Source organism: Microcystis sp. M109S1 (genome assembly GCF_020247025.1).
Lineage (GTDB): Bacteria > Cyanobacteriota > Cyanobacteriia > Cyanobacteriales > Microcystaceae > Microcystis.
On record NZ_JADBRW010000381.1, the window covers coordinates 19,043 to 36,013 of the forward strand.

General features: G+C 40.6%; 18 protein-coding genes and 3 pseudogenes. 8 read left to right on the top strand and 13 right to left on the bottom strand.

The window, feature by feature from the left end:
* A complete protein-coding gene (locus IM322_RS18785; protein WP_286826709.1) occupies window positions 1-582 on the top strand; it encodes a phycobiliprotein lyase in 582 nt (193 codons plus the stop codon).
* 272 nt (window positions 583-854) lie between these two features.
* A complete protein-coding gene (locus IM322_RS18790; protein WP_287672251.1) occupies window positions 855-1,607 on the top strand; it encodes a phycobilisome rod-core linker polypeptide in 753 nt (250 codons plus the stop codon).
* 288 nt (window positions 1,608-1,895) lie between these two features.
* Here the strand turns inward: IM322_RS18790 and IM322_RS18795 are convergent, their stop codons facing one another.
* From IM322_RS18795 to IM322_RS18825, 7 genes and pseudogenes are all read right to left on the bottom strand, one after another.
* Window positions 1,896-2,312: a helix-turn-helix domain-containing protein gene (locus IM322_RS18795; RefSeq protein ID WP_287672249.1), complete on the bottom strand. Its 417-nt coding sequence runs from the start codon at window positions 2,310-2,312 to the stop codon at window positions 1,896-1,898.
* A 4-nt stretch (window positions 2,313-2,316) separates the two neighbouring features.
* Window positions 2,317-2,526: pseudogene (locus IM322_RS18800) on the bottom strand (hypothetical protein); the annotation flags it as partial.
* A gap of 58 nt (window positions 2,527-2,584) precedes the next feature.
* Window positions 2,585-2,812 carry a type II toxin-antitoxin system RelE family toxin gene (locus IM322_RS18805; RefSeq protein ID WP_287672248.1) on the bottom strand — a complete coding sequence of 76 codons (228 nt, stop codon included), beginning with the start codon at window positions 2,810-2,812 and terminating at the stop codon, window positions 2,585-2,587.
* Window positions 2,809-3,018: a hypothetical protein gene (locus IM322_RS18810; protein WP_002771197.1), complete on the bottom strand. Its 210-nt coding sequence runs from the start codon at window positions 3,016-3,018 to the stop codon at window positions 2,809-2,811. The genes IM322_RS18805 and IM322_RS18810 overlap by 4 nt, the downstream gene beginning before the upstream one ends.
* 82 nt (window positions 3,019-3,100) lie before the next feature.
* Window positions 3,101-3,430: a helix-turn-helix domain-containing protein gene (locus tag IM322_RS18815; RefSeq protein ID WP_287672247.1), complete on the bottom strand. Its 330-nt coding sequence runs from the start codon at window positions 3,428-3,430 to the stop codon at window positions 3,101-3,103.
* Between the two features lie 24 nt (window positions 3,431-3,454).
* Window positions 3,455-3,601 (bottom strand): annotated as a pseudogene (locus tag IM322_RS18820) (type II toxin-antitoxin system RelE/ParE family toxin); the annotation flags it as partial.
* 67 nt (window positions 3,602-3,668) lie between these two features.
* The gene (locus IM322_RS18825) at window positions 3,669-5,384 is read right to left on the bottom strand and encodes a tetratricopeptide repeat protein (protein ID WP_287672246.1); all 1,716 of its coding nucleotides are present in this window, start codon (window positions 5,382-5,384) and stop codon (window positions 3,669-3,671) included.
* 297 nt (window positions 5,385-5,681) lie between these two features.
* Between IM322_RS18825 and IM322_RS18830 the strand changes: the two genes are divergently transcribed.
* Window positions 5,682-5,849 carry a hypothetical protein gene (locus IM322_RS18830; protein ID WP_286826715.1) on the top strand — a complete coding sequence of 56 codons (168 nt, stop codon included), beginning with the start codon at window positions 5,682-5,684 and terminating at the stop codon, window positions 5,847-5,849.
* Between the two features lie 2 nt (window positions 5,850-5,851).
* Here the strand turns inward: IM322_RS18830 and IM322_RS18835 are convergent, their stop codons facing one another.
* Both IM322_RS18835 and IM322_RS18840 read right to left on the bottom strand, forming a co-directional pair.
* Window positions 5,852-6,469, bottom strand: a complete 618-nt coding sequence (locus IM322_RS18835) for a COP23 domain-containing protein (protein ID WP_287672245.1) — start codon at window positions 6,467-6,469, stop codon at window positions 5,852-5,854.
* Between the two features lie 46 nt (window positions 6,470-6,515).
* Window positions 6,516-7,505 carry a serine/threonine-protein kinase gene (locus tag IM322_RS18840; RefSeq protein ID WP_287672244.1) on the bottom strand — a complete coding sequence of 330 codons (990 nt, stop codon included), beginning with the start codon at window positions 7,503-7,505 and terminating at the stop codon, window positions 6,516-6,518.
* 45 nt (window positions 7,506-7,550) lie between these two features.
* Here IM322_RS18840 and IM322_RS18845 point away from each other — a divergent pair.
* Window positions 7,551-7,658 (top strand): annotated as a pseudogene (locus tag IM322_RS18845) (phycobilisome rod-core linker polypeptide); the annotation flags it as partial.
* A gap of 89 nt (window positions 7,659-7,747) precedes the next feature.
* Here the strand turns inward: IM322_RS18845 and mnmA are convergent.
* Window positions 7,748-8,806 carry a tRNA 2-thiouridine(34) synthase MnmA gene (gene mnmA, locus IM322_RS18850; protein WP_287672243.1) on the bottom strand — a complete coding sequence of 353 codons (1,059 nt, stop codon included), beginning with the start codon at window positions 8,804-8,806 and terminating at the stop codon, window positions 7,748-7,750.
* 102 nt (window positions 8,807-8,908) lie between these two features.
* On the opposite strand from mnmA, the gene IM322_RS18855 reads away from it, so the two are divergent.
* Both IM322_RS18855 and IM322_RS18860 read left to right on the top strand, forming a co-directional pair.
* Window positions 8,909-9,553: a hypothetical protein gene (locus tag IM322_RS18855; protein WP_287078833.1), complete on the top strand. Its 645-nt coding sequence runs from the start codon at window positions 8,909-8,911 to the stop codon at window positions 9,551-9,553.
* A gap of 1,369 nt (window positions 9,554-10,922) precedes the next feature.
* Window positions 10,923-11,972: an alpha/beta hydrolase gene (locus IM322_RS18860; RefSeq protein ID WP_286826724.1), complete on the top strand. Its 1,050-nt coding sequence runs from the start codon at window positions 10,923-10,925 to the stop codon at window positions 11,970-11,972.
* Between the two features lie 393 nt (window positions 11,973-12,365).
* Here the strand turns inward: IM322_RS18860 and IM322_RS18865 are convergent, their stop codons facing one another.
* Window positions 12,366-13,343 (bottom strand): alpha/beta fold hydrolase, encoded by a 978-nt coding sequence (locus tag IM322_RS18865; protein WP_287672242.1) that lies wholly within the window; start codon window positions 13,341-13,343, stop codon window positions 12,366-12,368.
* 347 nt (window positions 13,344-13,690) lie between these two features.
* Between IM322_RS18865 and IM322_RS18870 the strand changes: the two genes are divergently transcribed.
* Complete coding sequence (locus IM322_RS18870) at window positions 13,691-14,545, top strand: universal stress protein (protein WP_287672241.1); 855 nt, start codon at window positions 13,691-13,693, stop codon at window positions 14,543-14,545.
* Between the two features lie 2 nt (window positions 14,546-14,547).
* Here the strand turns inward: IM322_RS18870 and IM322_RS18875 are convergent, their stop codons facing one another.
* Window positions 14,548-14,721 (bottom strand): hypothetical protein, encoded by a 174-nt coding sequence (locus IM322_RS18875; protein ID WP_167341548.1) that lies wholly within the window; start codon window positions 14,719-14,721, stop codon window positions 14,548-14,550.
* Window positions 14,702-15,142, bottom strand: coding sequence for a phage integrase N-terminal SAM-like domain-containing protein (locus IM322_RS18880; RefSeq protein ID WP_287672239.1), 441 nt, complete (start codon window positions 15,140-15,142; stop codon window positions 14,702-14,704). Before IM322_RS18880 ends, IM322_RS18875 begins: the two co-directional genes overlap by 20 nt.
* 190 nt (window positions 15,143-15,332) lie before the next feature.
* Between IM322_RS18880 and IM322_RS18885 the strand changes: the two genes are divergently transcribed.
* On the top strand, window positions 15,333-16,802 hold the full coding sequence (locus IM322_RS18885) for a hypothetical protein (protein ID WP_287672238.1): 1,470 nt from the start codon (window positions 15,333-15,335) through the stop codon (window positions 16,800-16,802).
* The last annotated feature ends 169 nt before the right edge of the window (window positions 16,803-16,971 follow it).

Consider the following 16,971-nt stretch of genomic DNA (forward strand, 5'->3'; position numbering starts at 1 on the left):
ATGGACGGGATGACCTTTTTTCAGAAAAGTGCGGGACAGTGGAAATCTCAGCGCACTACCCATCATTTACCCTTTCGACGCTCAGAAACCGGCGATTCCGAGATTTATGTGGAAGCTTTAAGCGCCGATAACCCGAAAATTGTCGCTATCTGTGAAATGCACGAAGTCGATCCCGCTAAGACTGTGGGGGGTGCCTTTGTCAGTTGGGATGGTTCAATGCAGTGGGACAAAGAAGACGAAAATCATCAAGGAACCACCGTTTTTGCGCTAATTCCCGATGAAGATAATCCCCAAGCTGGTGTTCTCCTGCGGGAGCGAGGTTATGCGGAAATCGTTCCCGTGGCGGGCCGTTATCACATTGATGAACAGGAAGGTTTAGTCTTAATTACAGAATACGAAACTATGACCTCGATCGAGCGTTTTTGGTTTGCCGATGCCGATTTACGTCTCCGCACTAGCACAGTTCAACGTTTTGGCGGTTTTAATACTGCCACTTTTTGTGCTGAATCCCGCAATCAGTCATCGGAGTCAGTCTCCAGTGATTCCCCCGAACCGTCATCCTATTCGATTAGTGGCTGGTAAATTCAGTCATCAGTCATCAGTCATCAGTCATCAGTTATCAGTTATCAGTTATCAGTCATCAGTCATCAGCTTTTTTCTCCCCTCTCCCCTCTCCCCCAACCCCCAACCCCCAACCCCCAACCCCCAACCCCCAACCCCCAAAATCCCGGATGGTAAACAAGTTTTCTTAACAATTGTAAGAATTTTTAATATTTCTTTTCTAGTTGGCACTTACTCCCTTATCATTATGAGGAAAGTTTTTTAAGCATTTCTAAGGATACGGAGGTTTACCCTTGGCCATTCCTCTTTTAAATTACGCCCCCAAGTCCCAAAACGTGCGGGTAGCTGGTTATGATGTCGGTGGAGACGAAAAACCGAGAGTTTACACGACGGAAAATGTCCTCTCCCCTACCGACCTGGACGATTTAATCGAAGCCGCTTACCGTCAGATTTTCTTCCATGCCTTTAAATGGGATCGGGAACCTTTCCTCGAATCCCAATTACGCAATGGACAATTATCGGTGCGGGATTTCATTCGTGGCCTACTGTTATCGAAAACCTTCTATAACAGCTTCTACGAGAAAAACAGCAACTATCGCTTTGTCGAACAGGTAGTACAAAGAGTTCTCGGTCGCGATGTCTATAGCGAAAGAGAAAAAATTGCTTGGTCGATTGTCGTTGCCACCAAAGGTATTCAAGGTTTTGTCGAACAACTGCTCAACAGTGACGAGTATCTGCAAAGCTTTGGTTATGATACCGTTCCCTACCAACGTCGTCGCACCCTGGCCAGCCGCGAAATCGGTGAGCGTCCATTCAACATCACCTCGCCTCGCTACGATGGCTACTATCGTGGTATTTTGGGCTTCCCCCAAATCGTTTGGCAGAATGCTGTCCGTCGCTATATTCCCCAAGAGCAAAAACCCAAAGCTGGCGATCCTTCCAGCTTCTTGGCTATGGCCCGGGGTCTCGGTAGCGCCAAAGGCAATCCTGTACCAAGAGTCTCCGCTATGAATATTAACATCGAGGCTTCTGTACCCCGTCGTTAATTTTTAGCTCAACCTGCCGGGGAGAGTCCCTAATTGGCAGAATGACCCCCGAACCATAATCAGGTTATTCTGTGAATTGGTGGCTCTCCCTATGGGGTGGCTCCTGAAATAATCCCCCCAGCGAGATCGTATTCCAAGGCAGACCCTTGGAACAAGGATATTAAGTATTGATCTTCTAAGTAGGGGTTGCTGAATAATGGTAAAAACCTTTTAAAATAAGGCTTTTGACCTGTTAAAATCCGATGTTCATGCTGCGAAAATAGGATTGGGACTTTCAAAACCCTGGCATTATCCTTCTTGTAGTACATAGCTTGGTACAAAAAACAAGAGCAATAAAGCCTGAAACGACCGGCTACTGACTCCTACCCCCAGGAAAAACTTTTTGCCGCAAACCCTATCTATAATATCAAATTTTGTACGACTTTTTTCCACGTTCAACACTTCTGGGTTTCTAGGTTTATCAAGAGCGTTGAGAATATGAAACAAATCTTCAAGAGAAAATTGACTCAGTTTTCCCTTGATTAATTGAGATGCTTCTAGTTTTGATATTCCTAAAGTTTCTGCTGTTTCAGCTTCCGTGAAGTTCCGTTCATTGATTATATCAATAATCCGAGATAGAATTTGAGCGCGGACTAAAGTTTGTTCGGCTTCTGGGTCGCCAAGATCAGCGAAAATATTACTATTACTTTTTTCAAAATCACTCATTTTGTTATTCTCCTTGATTTTTTAACCATTCTTGATAACTTATTTCAGCCAGTTTTATTTGAAATGGCTCCGTATTTTTCCAACGATAGGTATTCACATCTCGATAATCAACGGAAAGAATTTGACCTGAACCTAATTCTTCTGCTAAAATAACCAAAGATGCGTCGGCTAAATCCATTGGCAAATCTCTATATTTTTGCATCAGTTCTTCAGTGTGTTGGCACTGCTTAGTTTTAGGGAAAAAATCTATAAATTTCTCTTCTGTGTAAGAATCAACTAAAGATCAGTTCATCGTTAATAATTGCAACACCAATGCGATAATCTCCTATTTTGATACGATAAAAACCCTGATAAACTTTAAGCTTTTTGAGGTTTTTTATATCATCCAGTGTTTGAGCTAATTTGCATTCATTGACAACAGTTTTGATTTCAGATAATAGTTTTTGATCTTTAATTTTTCTTAAGTCTTTGGAGAATTTGGCTACAAATTGAATTTTCATTCAGCTTCTCCATTGAGAATAGCAAAAACTTCTTCTTCTGGAACAAATTCACCATTTAATCCTTCCGTAATAGCATTAGCTAAACCAATATCTTCTAGAGCTTCGATAACAATTTCATAAAATAGTTCCCGTTTGTTTTGCATCATTTCAATGAGGATCTCGGTTAGGATTTCTTTGGTTTTTTCTTCGGTAATAATTGATGACATTACGGTTAGTCCTTTCTTGAAAGTTGGCTGGTGCGTTACACTAATATTAACACACCTTACGAGATTGGCGATCGCACTTAGATTAGGATTTATTTCGATACATGACCTGGATACTTACACTAGAGTTTGCTACGGCTTGGGGAGTGACTAAGATTTCTATATTCTGACCTAATGCTACTAGAAAGCTAAACATCTGCTCAAGAGAAAATTTTTGCAATCTGCCATTTTTTAAGTTAGAAATTTTAGCCTCGTCAATTCCCAAAATTTGACTGACCTCCTGCTGGTTTAATCCTTTTTCAGTAATCATATCATAAATCACTGAAGCCAGCTTGACTTTAGCGAGTTTTTCTTCAGCATTAGCCAAGCCTAAGTCTTCAAAAATGTTTCCTGAACTAATAGTATATTCTGTCATAATCATTTATCCCCTTTTTGGTATTTATTGTTGCTCTTTGGCAATCTCCTGTGCTTTTTTCAGGCGTTCTTTGATTAAATCAATATTTTGTTTTGGTGTTTTAATCCCTGATTTTGATTTTTTCTTAAAGGCATGGAGAATAAAAATAACATTGCTTAGTTTAAGAGCATAAAAGAAGTCAGATTTGATGCTAATGTAATTGTGTTAGTGCTTTATATTGTTATACTCCTTCAGATGGTTATTGATTTCTTTTTGCTTCCTCGGCTAACTTTTTGTTATTAGAAGCATAAGGATGTTTAGGATCAATTTCCAGAGCTTTGTTACAATCTTTAATGGCTTTATCGTATTCTTTTAAATCATAGTAAAGATTCCCTCGATTATTGTAAGCATAAGCATCTTGAGGATTAACTTCAATGGCTTTATTATAATCTGCCATTGCTTTATCGTATTCTTTTAAATCATGGTAAACCAATCCTCGACCATTGTAAGCCATAGCATATTGAGGATTAATTTCAATGGCTTTATTACAATCTGCCATTGCTTTATCATATTCTTTTAAATGAAGGTAAACATTCCCTCGATTATTGTAAGCATCAGCATATTGAGGATTAATTTCAATGGCTTTATTATAATCTGCCATTGCTTTATCATATTCTTTTAAATGAAGGTAAACAACTCCTCGATTATTGTAAGCATCAGCATATTGAGGATTAATTTCAATGGCTTTATTATAATCTTTAATGGCTTTATCATATTCTTTTAAATTACGGTAAACAACTCCTCGATTATTGTAAGCTTGAAACAATTGAGGATTAATTTCAATGGCTTTGTTATATTCTGCCATTGCTTTATCATATTCTTTTAAATTATAGTAAACATTCCCTCGATTATTGTAAGCATTAGAATATTGAGGATTGACTTCAATGGCTTTATTGTTATCTGCCATTGCTTTATCATAGTCTTTTAAATCAAGGTAAACAATTCCTCGATTCTTGTAAGCTTCGGCATATTGAGGATTAACTTCAATGGCTTTAGTATATGCCGCGAGCGCTTTATCATATTGATTATTATTACGGTAGTCTTCCCCTTGCTTAAAATAGGTTTCAGCAGTGGTAGAATTAGGTTGAGATGATTGTGCTACCGTAACAGGATTAAAAGAAAAATCCCCCACCAAAGAGGAATACTCCCAAGGAACTTGCTTATTTTGAGTAGCTTGTACAAGATCCTCCCGTACCCGTTTAAACATCAACTCCACATCTAAATTCGGTGTTTTCAGATGCTTTAATAAAAAAGACGTATATAACCCATTTTCCCCCTCTCCATCAGCAGCAACCCCTCCTGGTTCCGTCGCAAAAGCAATCAAGGCACCCCTAGCTGATTGTATCGGAGCCAAACCCCGTTGACTAGAGCGCCATTTTCGAGCAAAGGGATTATTGCGACAAGCATCAAGAATGACAATATTCATCTGATTTGCCGCATCTTCCATCCTAGCTAAGACTTTTCCTACCGGAATCGCCTCATAGCGCACATCTTCTGCCACATCCAGCTTCGCATTTACCGGAATAAGATAATTTTCCCCATCCACTTGTGTACCATGTCCCGCATAATAAAATAATCCCACTCCTCCTGCCTTAAGTTGGTGGTGAAATGTGTCAATAGCATTTTCAATCTGCTTTAAATCAGCATTTTCCAGCAAAATAACATCAAAACCAACATCTTTAAGCGCATTCGCCATCGCTTCTGCATCATTAATCGAGTTTTTGAGAGGATTATCCTGATAACTCGCATTTCCAATGACTAAGGCTGTGCGTCGTTGTTTTTGTTGACTTTGTGACTGATTTGTGGTAATAGTAATTCCACGATCTTGAGGTTGCTGGTTTTGACAGGATACGAGGGAGAAAATTAGGGGAAATAGGGATAAAATTAGGCAAAGTTTCAATAATTGCGGTTTCATTGCAATTCAGATAAGCATTGGAGGATAATAATGGGATTGAACTGATTAGGGAAAGGATGAAATTATTTCCCGATAATATCATATCTATTGCAATATTTGCTATACTTAACAAGTATTTATTATTTGCTGACAACACTAGACGGCGGATGCAAGCAACTGTCCAGTATATTACAGGGAGGATGAGTTATCTTATGAAGATATTCAAGAAGCAGAGGAGGATTTCTCAGAGCAGTTAGGTCGAGTTTTAGAAGCTAAAATAGTAGTCAATGGAATTAGAATCCGATTGGAGAATTAACGATGACTTCAAAACCGTTTACTGAACAGGAATTAGCAGAAATCTTAAAAATCGTTCAGCAAGGAGAAAATAAACTCAGAGAAATGAGCGATTATGCGACAATTCTAGCAGAAAAATGGAGAAGCAAAACCCAAAACACTCCTAATCCCGTAAACAAAGGTATATTTTGAGTCTAAAACGCTCCCCCGTTGTTTGGTTTAGATTGCTGTGTTGGGGATTTTTCTACTTTCAAAATCTCAGATAAATCATAAAAAACTTGCTGCTTTTTGCTAGAATTTTTAGAATCATTTACTCCTCTAGTTAAGGCTGCATTGTGTTCAGGTTCTTGGCGAATTTTCATAAGATCATCTAGTACTGCATAAGGCTCATCTTTGGTTTCCAAAGTAAAGAGTAAATCATCTTGATTACAAGTAGCACTTTTTGATTTTACTCCACAGACAACGGAAACTTCTCGATCGCTAATCCAACTTGCTACCGTAGCCGTGATATACTGTAATCCATCCCGATCATAAATATCTTGGAATCGTCTAGAAACTTGATCACATCGCTTTTGAGGATTCCATTGATTACCAAAATAATAATTATCTGGTTTCCAAATAATTATAGTAAAATCTTTGTTTGCGCTTGGATTATATACAATAGTAGCCGGTGCATTTTTACCTAAATATTGAGCATTTCCACAGTAAAAATTAGGTTTTGTTGCTGCATTAGAATCTCCTTTACATCCTGATGTCAGCATTAGCAAACCAAACAAAAGTGAAACTGCTATTCCCGAAGTCTGACGCTTCATAAATCTTACTTACTCCTGTTAAACTTATTCCTATTACCTTTATAGCTTAAAAAGCAGGTTGATGTTGTCTCTCGTTGTTTTGTTGTCTCTCAGATAAAGTGTTCAACCCAATACCAATTACTCCTCCTAAAAGTAACATTAAAATTAGGGGAATAACGGCAATTTTACCCTCTTTATTTCGTATAGATGAAGAATGAGACATAGAAACTGTTGGCACCATGGTAGGGGAGACTCCCTGTAAACCTTGAATTGCTTGTAAAGCTTCTTTAGCTGAGGGGTAGCGTTGTTGAAAATCTGGATGACTCATTTTAACTAAAATATCAGTAAATTTAGGTGTTATTTTGACGTTATTTTGCCAATGTATTTCTCCTGTTTGATTATCAACTAATTGGGTAGGATAATATCCCGTTAACATCTGAATAGCAATCATTCCCACAGAATAAATATCACTGCTAAAGGTAGGTTTTCCTAGATTTTGTTCATTTGACATATATCCTGGTGTTCCTATTCCAATTGTCTTAGGTTGGTTTTGAGTATTACTTAAATTAATAATCTGTTTTACCGCACCAAAATCAATTAAAATAATTTTATTATCTAGTTTGCGTCTAATTAAGTTATCAGGTTTAATATCCCGATGAATAACGTTATGCTGATGTACAAAAGCTAAAGTTGATAATACATCTTCTAAAAATTCAATTACTGCTATTTCTTCCCATTGTTTCCCTAGTATAATTTCCTCACCTAAAGGATGTCCCTCAATATATTCTTGAACGAGATAAAATTGATTATTTTCAGAAAAATGGGCAAATAATTGGGGGATTTGAGCGTGTTTTCCTAATTGATAAAGACTTCTTGCTTCTGTATCAAATAAACGCGTTGCTATTTGCCAAGATTGGGGATCAGATTGGGGTTTAAGTTGCTTGACAACACACCAAGGATGATCTGGTAATTGGGTATCTTTAGCTAGAAAAGTTTCACCAAATCCACCAGAAGCAAGCGATCGCACAATTTGATAACGATGGACTAATAAATTCACCCTTATCTTACCTGCTGATAAATAGTGGTTATTATAGCAAGGATCGCCAGCTTCTTGGCTATGGCCCGGGGTCTCGGTAGCGCCAAAGGCAATCCTGTACCAAGAGTCTCCGCTATGAATATTAACATCGAGGCTTCTGTACCCCGTCGTTAATTTTTAGCTAAACCTACCGGGGAGAGTCCCTAATTGGCAGAATGACCCCCGAACCATAATCAGGTTATTCTGTGAATTGGTGGCTCTCCCTATGGGGTGGCTCCTGAAATAATCCCCCCACCGAGGACGATTTCCCCTTCATAAATTACGGCTGCCTGGCCCGGGGTGATGCTAAATTGTGGTTGATCAAAAACCAGTTTCACTTGATTATTTTCTAGGGGAATAACATTGACGGGAACAGCCGGAGAACGATAACGTACCTGTACTTGCGCGCGGATAGGGGTGGTGGGTTCAGCAATAGAAACCCAGTTCATCCGTCCGACAAGACAATCGGCACTAACGGCACTTTCGCGATTACCGACGATAACCCGATTCATGACGGGATCCAGTTGTACCACATAGAGGGGTTCGGCGGCGGCGATGCCGATGCCTTTGCGTTGTCCGATCGTATAATGATGGATACCGCTATGTTTACCCAAAACTTTGCCATCGAGATCAACGATATCGCCCTCACTAACGGCGATATACTTATCCAAGAACGATCGCATAGTTCCGTGAGCTTCAATCAAGCATAAATCCTGACTATCGGGTTTATCTGCCGTTTTTAAGCCGAATTCTTGGGCAATCCTGCGGGTTTCTGCCTTGGTTTGTTCTCCCAAAGGAAATAAAGTCCCACGCAGTACATCTTGAGTTAGATCATAGAGAAAATAGGATTGATCTTTATTTTGATCGACGGCGCGCAGCAGTTGATAACGGTTATTTTCAGGAGAAAAACGAATTCTAGCGTAGTGACCGGTGGCAATAGTGTCCGTTTCTAAGGTTTCTTTGGCATAATGCAGCATCGGGCTAAATTTTACCGCTTTATTGCACTGAGAACAGGGCAGCGGTGTGATTCCCGCTTCGTAACCGGAAACCAGATAATCAATAATTTCTTTTTGGAAAAGCTCGCGACTATCGACGATATGATGGGGAACACCCAACTGCTCACAAATAAAGGCCGCATCTACCATTCCCTCGGAGCAGCATTGACCTTTACCCTTCATTAACCACAGGGTCAAGCCAATAACATCATAACCTTGAGCGTGTAAGACGGCAGCTGCGACAGAGCTATCTACTCCCCCCGATAGACCGACAACAACTTTTCCCATAAATCTTGTAATGATTTTTAACCAACATACTTTCTAGACTAGCATCTCCTACTTTAAAATTTGGACATGGTGTACCCAAATTTTGTGTGAGGACAAACCAGCATGATGAGAACAAACCTACTGTTTTTCTCGGCTTTATTTTGGTTAAAAGTCGGGATAATCGCTCAAGGAACGCTGCTGCTAAAAGCAAACTTATCTTTTGCCCAGAATCTTTATCCCGGTCGTCGTTTGCCCCCACCACCGGCAGTGAGACAACCAACTAAACGTTCAGACAGTCCCAGTGCTGTTAATTGTTCCCAATGTCCACCCTTAAATTTGCCCCCGGTTAATTCTCCTTCAGTTAACCCCCCGGTGGCTGCCCCGGTTTCCGGTAATCAACCCCTGAGAGAATACGTTTTTCAAGCTCCCGCTACCGTGCTTCCTGCCGATGCTACGGTGATTAATAATAGTAATCGTCAAACTGTCAATCCACCGGCCCCCACACCGCAAAATCGCGCCAATAAACCCCCTTCTCCCCCACCACAGCAGCGGGTTATTGCTACTAATCAACTCTTTCGCGTTGAAGTTCAGAGTAATAGTACAGAAACGTTGGCAAAAATTCAAGAAATTGAACCCCTCGCATTTATCCGCGCGGGAGAAAATGTTATTCAAGTGGGGTTATTTCAGCAACAATATCAAGCTAAACAACGGGTACAAGAGTTAACTAAACAGGGTTTTAGCGCTCAGATTATTACGCTCAATAATTAGGGTTTGCGGCAAAAAGTCTGTTGGTGTAGGGTGTAGGGTGTAGGGTGTAGGGGTTTTATTCCCCCCGTTCACTCCAATGGCTGACACTTTTTGATATCAAAAAAGTCTAAAGATATTATCCAACAAGGTTTTTAGATTTATTTGGCCTGCCCTACTTAATAGACCTCTTGTAAAAATCAAAAATTGTTGTTAGGGTTAGGATTCAGAAGTCAGGAGAATTAAGAATGAACGATAGCTTCATGCCTATTTTTCTCATTTTTGAACTCTCAAAAGTTAATTAGGCAATAAGTCTCTAGGATTTTGGCTAATCTCGATCGAATCTCTTGCCTCTCGTCTAATCCTAACCAAGAAGTTAATTTTGTCCTATTAACTCACCGTTCGCTCATTTCTCGGCTCTTCTCGGTTCTGTCTGATAAGTTTTACTTACATAGGATCGATCAATCTTTGTGTCCTTTGTGTCTTTGTGGTTCGTTCCAACCCCTCGCTAGGATGAAGGTATCTTAGAATACATTTTACCCACCAAACCCAAGAGAGCTATTTCTCGAACCGAAAATTTGGTAAATTGTCTCAAATGCAGTCTAGCAAACGCATTGATTGTTCTACTCGGACATTTGTTAGTACAAAAAGACCATTTTGAGGTTAACGAATTGATTAGGGTTTGAGCGAGCCAATTGGAGATCGCACTTTCGGCACTGTTCTACTTACCTTATTTGCTAAAAAGCATACAGTATAAAGGTAAAAGCAATTTTAAAACCCTTGCCTTAAAAAATTAAGCGAACAATGAGTCAGTAGTTCAACAAGCTCACTAACATGAACGCTCGGTCGAACGCTGATCTCACGGCCAAAGCCTGCTCGTGGTGTAAAATCTTTGTAGGAACTAGACAAAGGAGTATTTGAAGCTAACACTTCAATTCAAGCAAATTTTGTAGAAATACAACTATCGTAGGGCATACGAAAAGTAACGCTTAGGGAGAGAACCACATCTGGATTGGATAACGCAAGGCATCTAATTTAAGTGGACTCGTTGAACTAAGAATCCCTCGCTTTTAGTGACGGGAGTGTCAAATGACCATATAAATGGTCGCTGACCCTGACACACGATGGAGACATAAACCCCAACACCAAAGTTAGCAAAACTACCCGCGCAAAGGAGAAGCAAAATCGTTAGACAACCCGATGTGCAACTAAAAACTACAGAATCAAGGTTCCCGAGGATGCTTTATCTCTGCTGATTTCTGAGAGCCTTGTAAATCAAGACTAAAAATATAGTTGAACACGGGATCAGACAGGGAAAAGAGGAGGGGCAATGGGCTAAAGTGGTTTAGCCTATCCTGTTCCCAAAAAACCGAAGAAAATATGGAGATTTTGGATGACGACAATTTACTTTGCTACAAACCGCAACCTGGTTACCTCAAATGATTTAGAGGCGGGTTTTGACTTCGGGAGTACCTTTAGTCAGGATGGACTGGCTAACTTGCGTTTTGGAAAAGCCGAGGTAACGGGTGAGAACTTTTCTCAGTACCAAATCCAAGTTGCCCCAGAAAATCTGCTGGGTGATCCGCCCGTTTTGGGCAGTCAGGCGATCGCCCTGCAAGTCCGCAAACAGATGATCGAGAATGCGGAAGATACATTGATCTTCATTCACGGCTTCAACGTTTCATTTCGGAGCGCTCTAACGGCTGCGGCTCAACTGCACCAAGTGTTGACTGCCAGAGACCCTGGCGATACCGAGCCTCCCCTCAAATTGAATATATGTTTGTTTTCCTGGCCTTCAGACGGTGCGCTTCTGTTTTCCGATCCGAGAGCCGCCAATGCGATCGCTTACAAGAATGATCGCCAAGATGCCGCCGCTTCTGGGGCGGCATTTGCCCGCGGCTTCCTCAAAGTTGCCGATTTCATTAATCAGACTGAGGCGCGGTGCCAACAGAGACTTCATCTCACTGCCCACAGCATGGGCAATTATGTCTTGCGCCATGCTCTACAGGAATTGAAAAGGCAAGTAGGCAACCAACTGCCCAGACTGTTCGATCAGGTTCTGATGATGGCAGCCGATGAGGATGATGATGCTTTCGATCTCGACTACAAATTGTTGTCTCTGTCCCGGATCACCCGCCGGACAAGTGTCTATTTCAACCGCAACGACCTCGCTCTTTGGGCCAGTGATAAGCTTAAGGGTAATACCGCCCGTCTGGGGACAGATGGTCCAATCCAGCCGCGACAACTTCCTCGCAATGTCTATCCGATCGATTGTACCCGCGTGGTATCTAGTTTTACAGATCCTTCAGAGCATGGCTATTATCTGAATGTCCCCCGGGTTGTCAGGGATATGCGTCTAGTATTAGGGAATCAAATTCCCCCCGATGAAATTCCAGGTCGGAAGTACGTCGCTGAAACTAATCGCTATCGACTCCTAGAATGAGTGAGGTTTAATTTACTGCTCTAAAATGCAAACGCCTATCACAAAGGTTTTAAAGTGATTGGGAGATTTGACTTTATCTTAGCGTCAGCAGAAGTCCCATACTCCGCAGTCTAAGTGTCACAACTCATTGTTCGCTTAATTTTTTAAGGGAAGGGTTTTAAAATTGCTGTTACCTTTATACTGTATGCTTTTTAGCGAATAAGGTAGGTAGAACAGTGTCGAGAGTGCGATCTCCAATTGGCTCGCTCAAACCCCAATCAATTCGTTAACCTCAAAATGGTCTTTTTGTACTAACAAATATCCGAGTAGAACAATCAATGCGTTTGCCAGACTGCACTTAAGACAATTTACCAAATTTTCGGTTCGAGAAATGAGCGAACGGTGAGTAATTACTTAGCACACAGAGTTAATTTTGTCAAGCAAAATTCTGACCGCATCGAGCATCACATCCGGTTGATCCATCCAGACAAAATGACCACTTTTATCCGCTTGTATTTCCATAAAATCTTCGGATAACTTGCCTAATTCTAGGTGCATCTCCTCCCGGAGTCGGTTGGCACTTTTGAGGGGAATAAAGCGAGTCCAAAAGGAGGGTTTAAAAAAAGAATTAGCTTTAATACTAACTATCGGTAAATTACCGAAATTGTTAGCCTCACTCACCTGACGAGCGCTTTGGTCGAGATTAAGCATTTCTCTACTCATCGTCATCCAGTGTTTAGCGCGACAGAAAGAACGCTTAACTCGATAACGAGAATCTGGGGAAAAGCGACGCAATTCTGGTTTTAATAATTCAAAAACTCCCAGAACTTTCAGAACTCGGATAATGCCTAAAATTGAGCCGATAATCGACATCCAAAATCCAGAGATGAAAAATAATTTTAATGCCTTTAATGCTGGCGACATTTTCAGCATTCCCTGCTCGTGTAAACCATCGGTGAGTACCAAACCTACTACTTTTTCTGGGAACAGATGGGCATACAGTCGAACATTATAACTGCCAAAAGAATCACCAATTAAAACATAAGGCGGTTCTATTTTTGCTTGGGTGAGTAATTGATCTAATTCCCGAACAATTTGGTAGCTAGTTCGCGGATATGGACTAGAATCGCTCCAACCATAACCCGCTCGATCATAAATACAAACCCTAGCCAATTGTGACAATTCTTCTATCAAAAAATATCCCTCAATTCCCCCTAAACTATGGTCAATAATAATAGTGGGACTAGCCGATCCCGCTAGACAAAAATGTAGGCGATATTTACCTAGATTAATCAAATTACCCGGCGGTGCTTTCTGTTCTTCTAACCAAACAGATAACGTCTGATAAACTGTTGTCGCTACTAGGAGAATTACTCGAATTGATAAAGACATAACTACACCTCTTGTAAAAATAAAAAATTCTCTTGGTTGCTGGAGAATTAACCATGAATAATCATCAATTAAATGGTCAATTTAGCTGTGATTAAAAGAGAGCGCCAGTATTGCAGCCAAAATATAATACAAATGAACGCTTGACACGATGATTTTGAGCCAAGTATTTCTAGTCAATTGAGCATAAATACTTAAAATCCCCTCAAGTGCGATCTGCTACGCAGTGCCTTCGGCATCGCATTAACCGAAGAAAAAGCGCTTAATAAGTTGTTAAATTTCGGGAACAACATTAGCAGTATGCTGAAAATGAGCGAAAACTATTAAGATCATAGACCGAGTTTAATCTTATGCTAGAGAAAATACTATACGCTGATTCCGGCGCAGGTCAAACCCAAGAAATGCTACAAGCATTGATGGATCTCCCCGCTATCCGGAAAGCGTCGATCACCATTCTCCGGGTTGTTCCCCCTCAGATTACCACCGAAGCTCTGGCCAGTAAATGGGAAGAAGGAACCCAAATGCTGACTAAAATCCTGCAAGAAGTCAAAATTGAACCCAGCAAAGTTTCCACTATTCTGCGTCAAGGAGATCCCAAAGATACCGTCTGTCAAGTTGCCGACGAAATCGGGGCCGATTTGATCCTGATGGGTTCCCGAGGACTCAAGCGACTGGAGGCAATTCTAGAAAATTCCGTCAGTCAATACGTCTTTCAACTGACTAATCACCCGATGTTGTTGGTAAAAGACGATATTTACGTCAAAAAAATCAAAAAGGTGATGGTAGCCCTCGATAAGTCCACTTCGGCTGATTTAGCTCTCGATCTGGCTATTTATCTCCTGCGGGATTATCCTTCAGCAGAGTTAATTCTGGCCCGCGTCAACCCCGACTTAAAACCGGAATTTGCCCCCACTTCCCCCAAAGAAATGGAAGAAAACCCGATTTTAAGGCCAGCAGTGGCAAAAGTGAAACGGATGAATATACCCTATCGCTGCGTGGTGACGGGGGGTAAACCGGGAGAACAACTCTGCAAACTCGTCGATGATTATAATGTCGATCTCTTACTGTTGGGTTCGCCCGATCGCCGTCCTTCCGTGGCTAAGAGTTTACCGGATCTCGATCGCCTTCTCGGTACTTCCCTCTCGGATTATGTGCGGGTTAATGTCAACTGTCCCGTCCTTTTAGCTAGAAAAGAAGGGATTTAACCCTATTGGGTGTAGGCAGGTAAGTCTTGACTCATTTGATTTAAGTTGCTGGCAATGGCTTTCATCGTCATAAAAGCCGAGCTAAAGGCGATTAGCTCATTTAAGGGATAACTTCGACTCTCAACCCGCAAACTCAGTAATTGCTTCTCAAGAGATTCAATTTCTTGGATGAGCAATCCTAACTTTGGTGGGTTGAGAATGACCTGAGCAGCGATCGCAGTTTGTTGTGCGATCGCTAAAATCATCAGCCATTTTTACTTTTTTGGTGAGGACGGTGGGCAGACGTTTGTGACCTTTTGCCCGTAAATATGCACCGATATTACCCAGTTCAATTTTAAGAACTTCTCGATCAAGGAAAAGGATGGCGTTGAGGGCTTGTTTTTGGGTGGCGGCGGCAACGTTTTTTTCAACGGCAAGATGGGTCAAAAAGGCTCTAATTTCTTCACCCCCCATTTCACGGGGATGTTTTTTCTGATGGAAGAGCAGATAACGCTTAATCCAGTCCAGATAGGTTTGTTCGGTGCGGTAGGAGTAGTGTTTGAGGCGAATGGTTTCACGCACTACGTCTAGGAGTTTTCGGGGTCGGGGAGGGTTCATCACAGAGTACGCTAATCGGCATAACACGCTTATTGTAATATTATACGGAAAACTTCTCGCGATCACTCTATTTGAGCGTAATATACGGAAAGATTCTTTAAAAAGTGCGTATTTAGCGTGATATACGGAAAATTTCCGCATAATATATAGTTAGACCGCACAATTCAGAATTCAAAATATAGAATGGGACTTGGTTGCCACGAAAGCTAAGTGTCAGCCAACTTATCGCAATTTAAGCTATAGAGTTTCTGAAATGCACTCAATCTCTCAAGAATACTTTAATTCTCTATGCTACGTCCGTAATCCTCTTGTCAGAGGAATTAAGCCGGAAACACAGCCTTTTGCCATCAATAAGGAGGTCGAGTGGTACACTGACGACCGGAGAGTTCTTATTGCTAATATATTTATCGATAAGTTCGACAACGATTGGAATTTTGTGATTTTTGGTCGAGACACACGTAAAATTTATCGTTGTATCTATACTGAAGTTAGCTTTGACTCTATTGAAAATGCACGCAAGAACCTGGAAAAAAAATTAATTGAGCTTAGCCAAGAGGGAGAGGAACAGTATCCTCAAGGAGATGAAAATAGCCCACCACGCTATATTTATAAACAAATTGTTGCTCCAGAAAAACTGCATCCTTATTTTCGTTACTTAGTTGAGGAACCTAGATTTGAAGCAGCTCGGAACCTAATTGAAGAGATCATCTATACATTCACTGATCCTGATGGTAATTTTATTCGAGACTTTCAGACGAGTGGGTTTGATGCAAGACTCTGGGAAATTTTTCTATATGTTTATCTTCATGAGTCGGGCTTCAACATAGATCGTTCTTTCAATGCACCTGATTACGTTGTGGAGCGATTCGAGCAGGTAATCTGCATTGAAGCTGTCACCGTAAATCCCAGCAGACACAAACAAGATCTGCCAGAGCCGACGAATCAAGCAGAATTAGATGAACGGCTTAGGGATTATATGCCTATTAAGTTTGGAAGCCGTCTTTATTCAAAGCTAAATAAGAAATACTGGGAAAAGGAGCACGTTAGTGGTAAGTCACTGGTAATTGCAATACATGATTACCACCAAACTGGATCAATGGTATGGTCAAGAACTGCCTTGTCCGAATATCTTTATGCTAAGCGCGTTAGATTAACAAAAGATAGTAATGGTAATAAGAGCATAATTAAAGAAGATATTGATTTTCATGAGTATGAGGACAAAAAAATCCCGTCAGGCTTTTTCAAGCTTCCAGAATCTGAGAACATTAGTGCAGTTTTATTTACTAATAGTGCAACTATTACAAAATTCAATAGAATGGGGAAGATTGCTGGTCTTGGCAGTCAAGATATCAAAATGATTAGAGTTGGAAAACTTTTTGATCCAGATCCAGAAGCATTTGAACCAATTCCTTTTTCAATTGATATCGACCATCCATCTTATCAAGAAGTATGGTCAGAAAGTATAGTTATGTTTCATAATCCAAATGCTTTATATCCTGTAGATCCAGCATTATTCCCAGATATTACACACATAAGATTTCATGATGGTGATTACCAGGAAATCACTAGACCATATGATGTAATGTCATCAGTTACTATAGTTATTACGCCCACAGATAAGTTTGGCTCTTCGGGAATTGCTATGCAAATAACTAACTGAAAATAAAATTAGATGAGAGAACCTACGCTCAAAAGTAGCTGAAATTCATATAGGGAAGGACTTAAGGCACAAACAAATTAATACCAAAAGATATACAATTGAGTTAAATTTTGAGATAATCGCCAAAAACGAGAGTATTTTACTTATGATGCTTGACAAATTTTTGAAC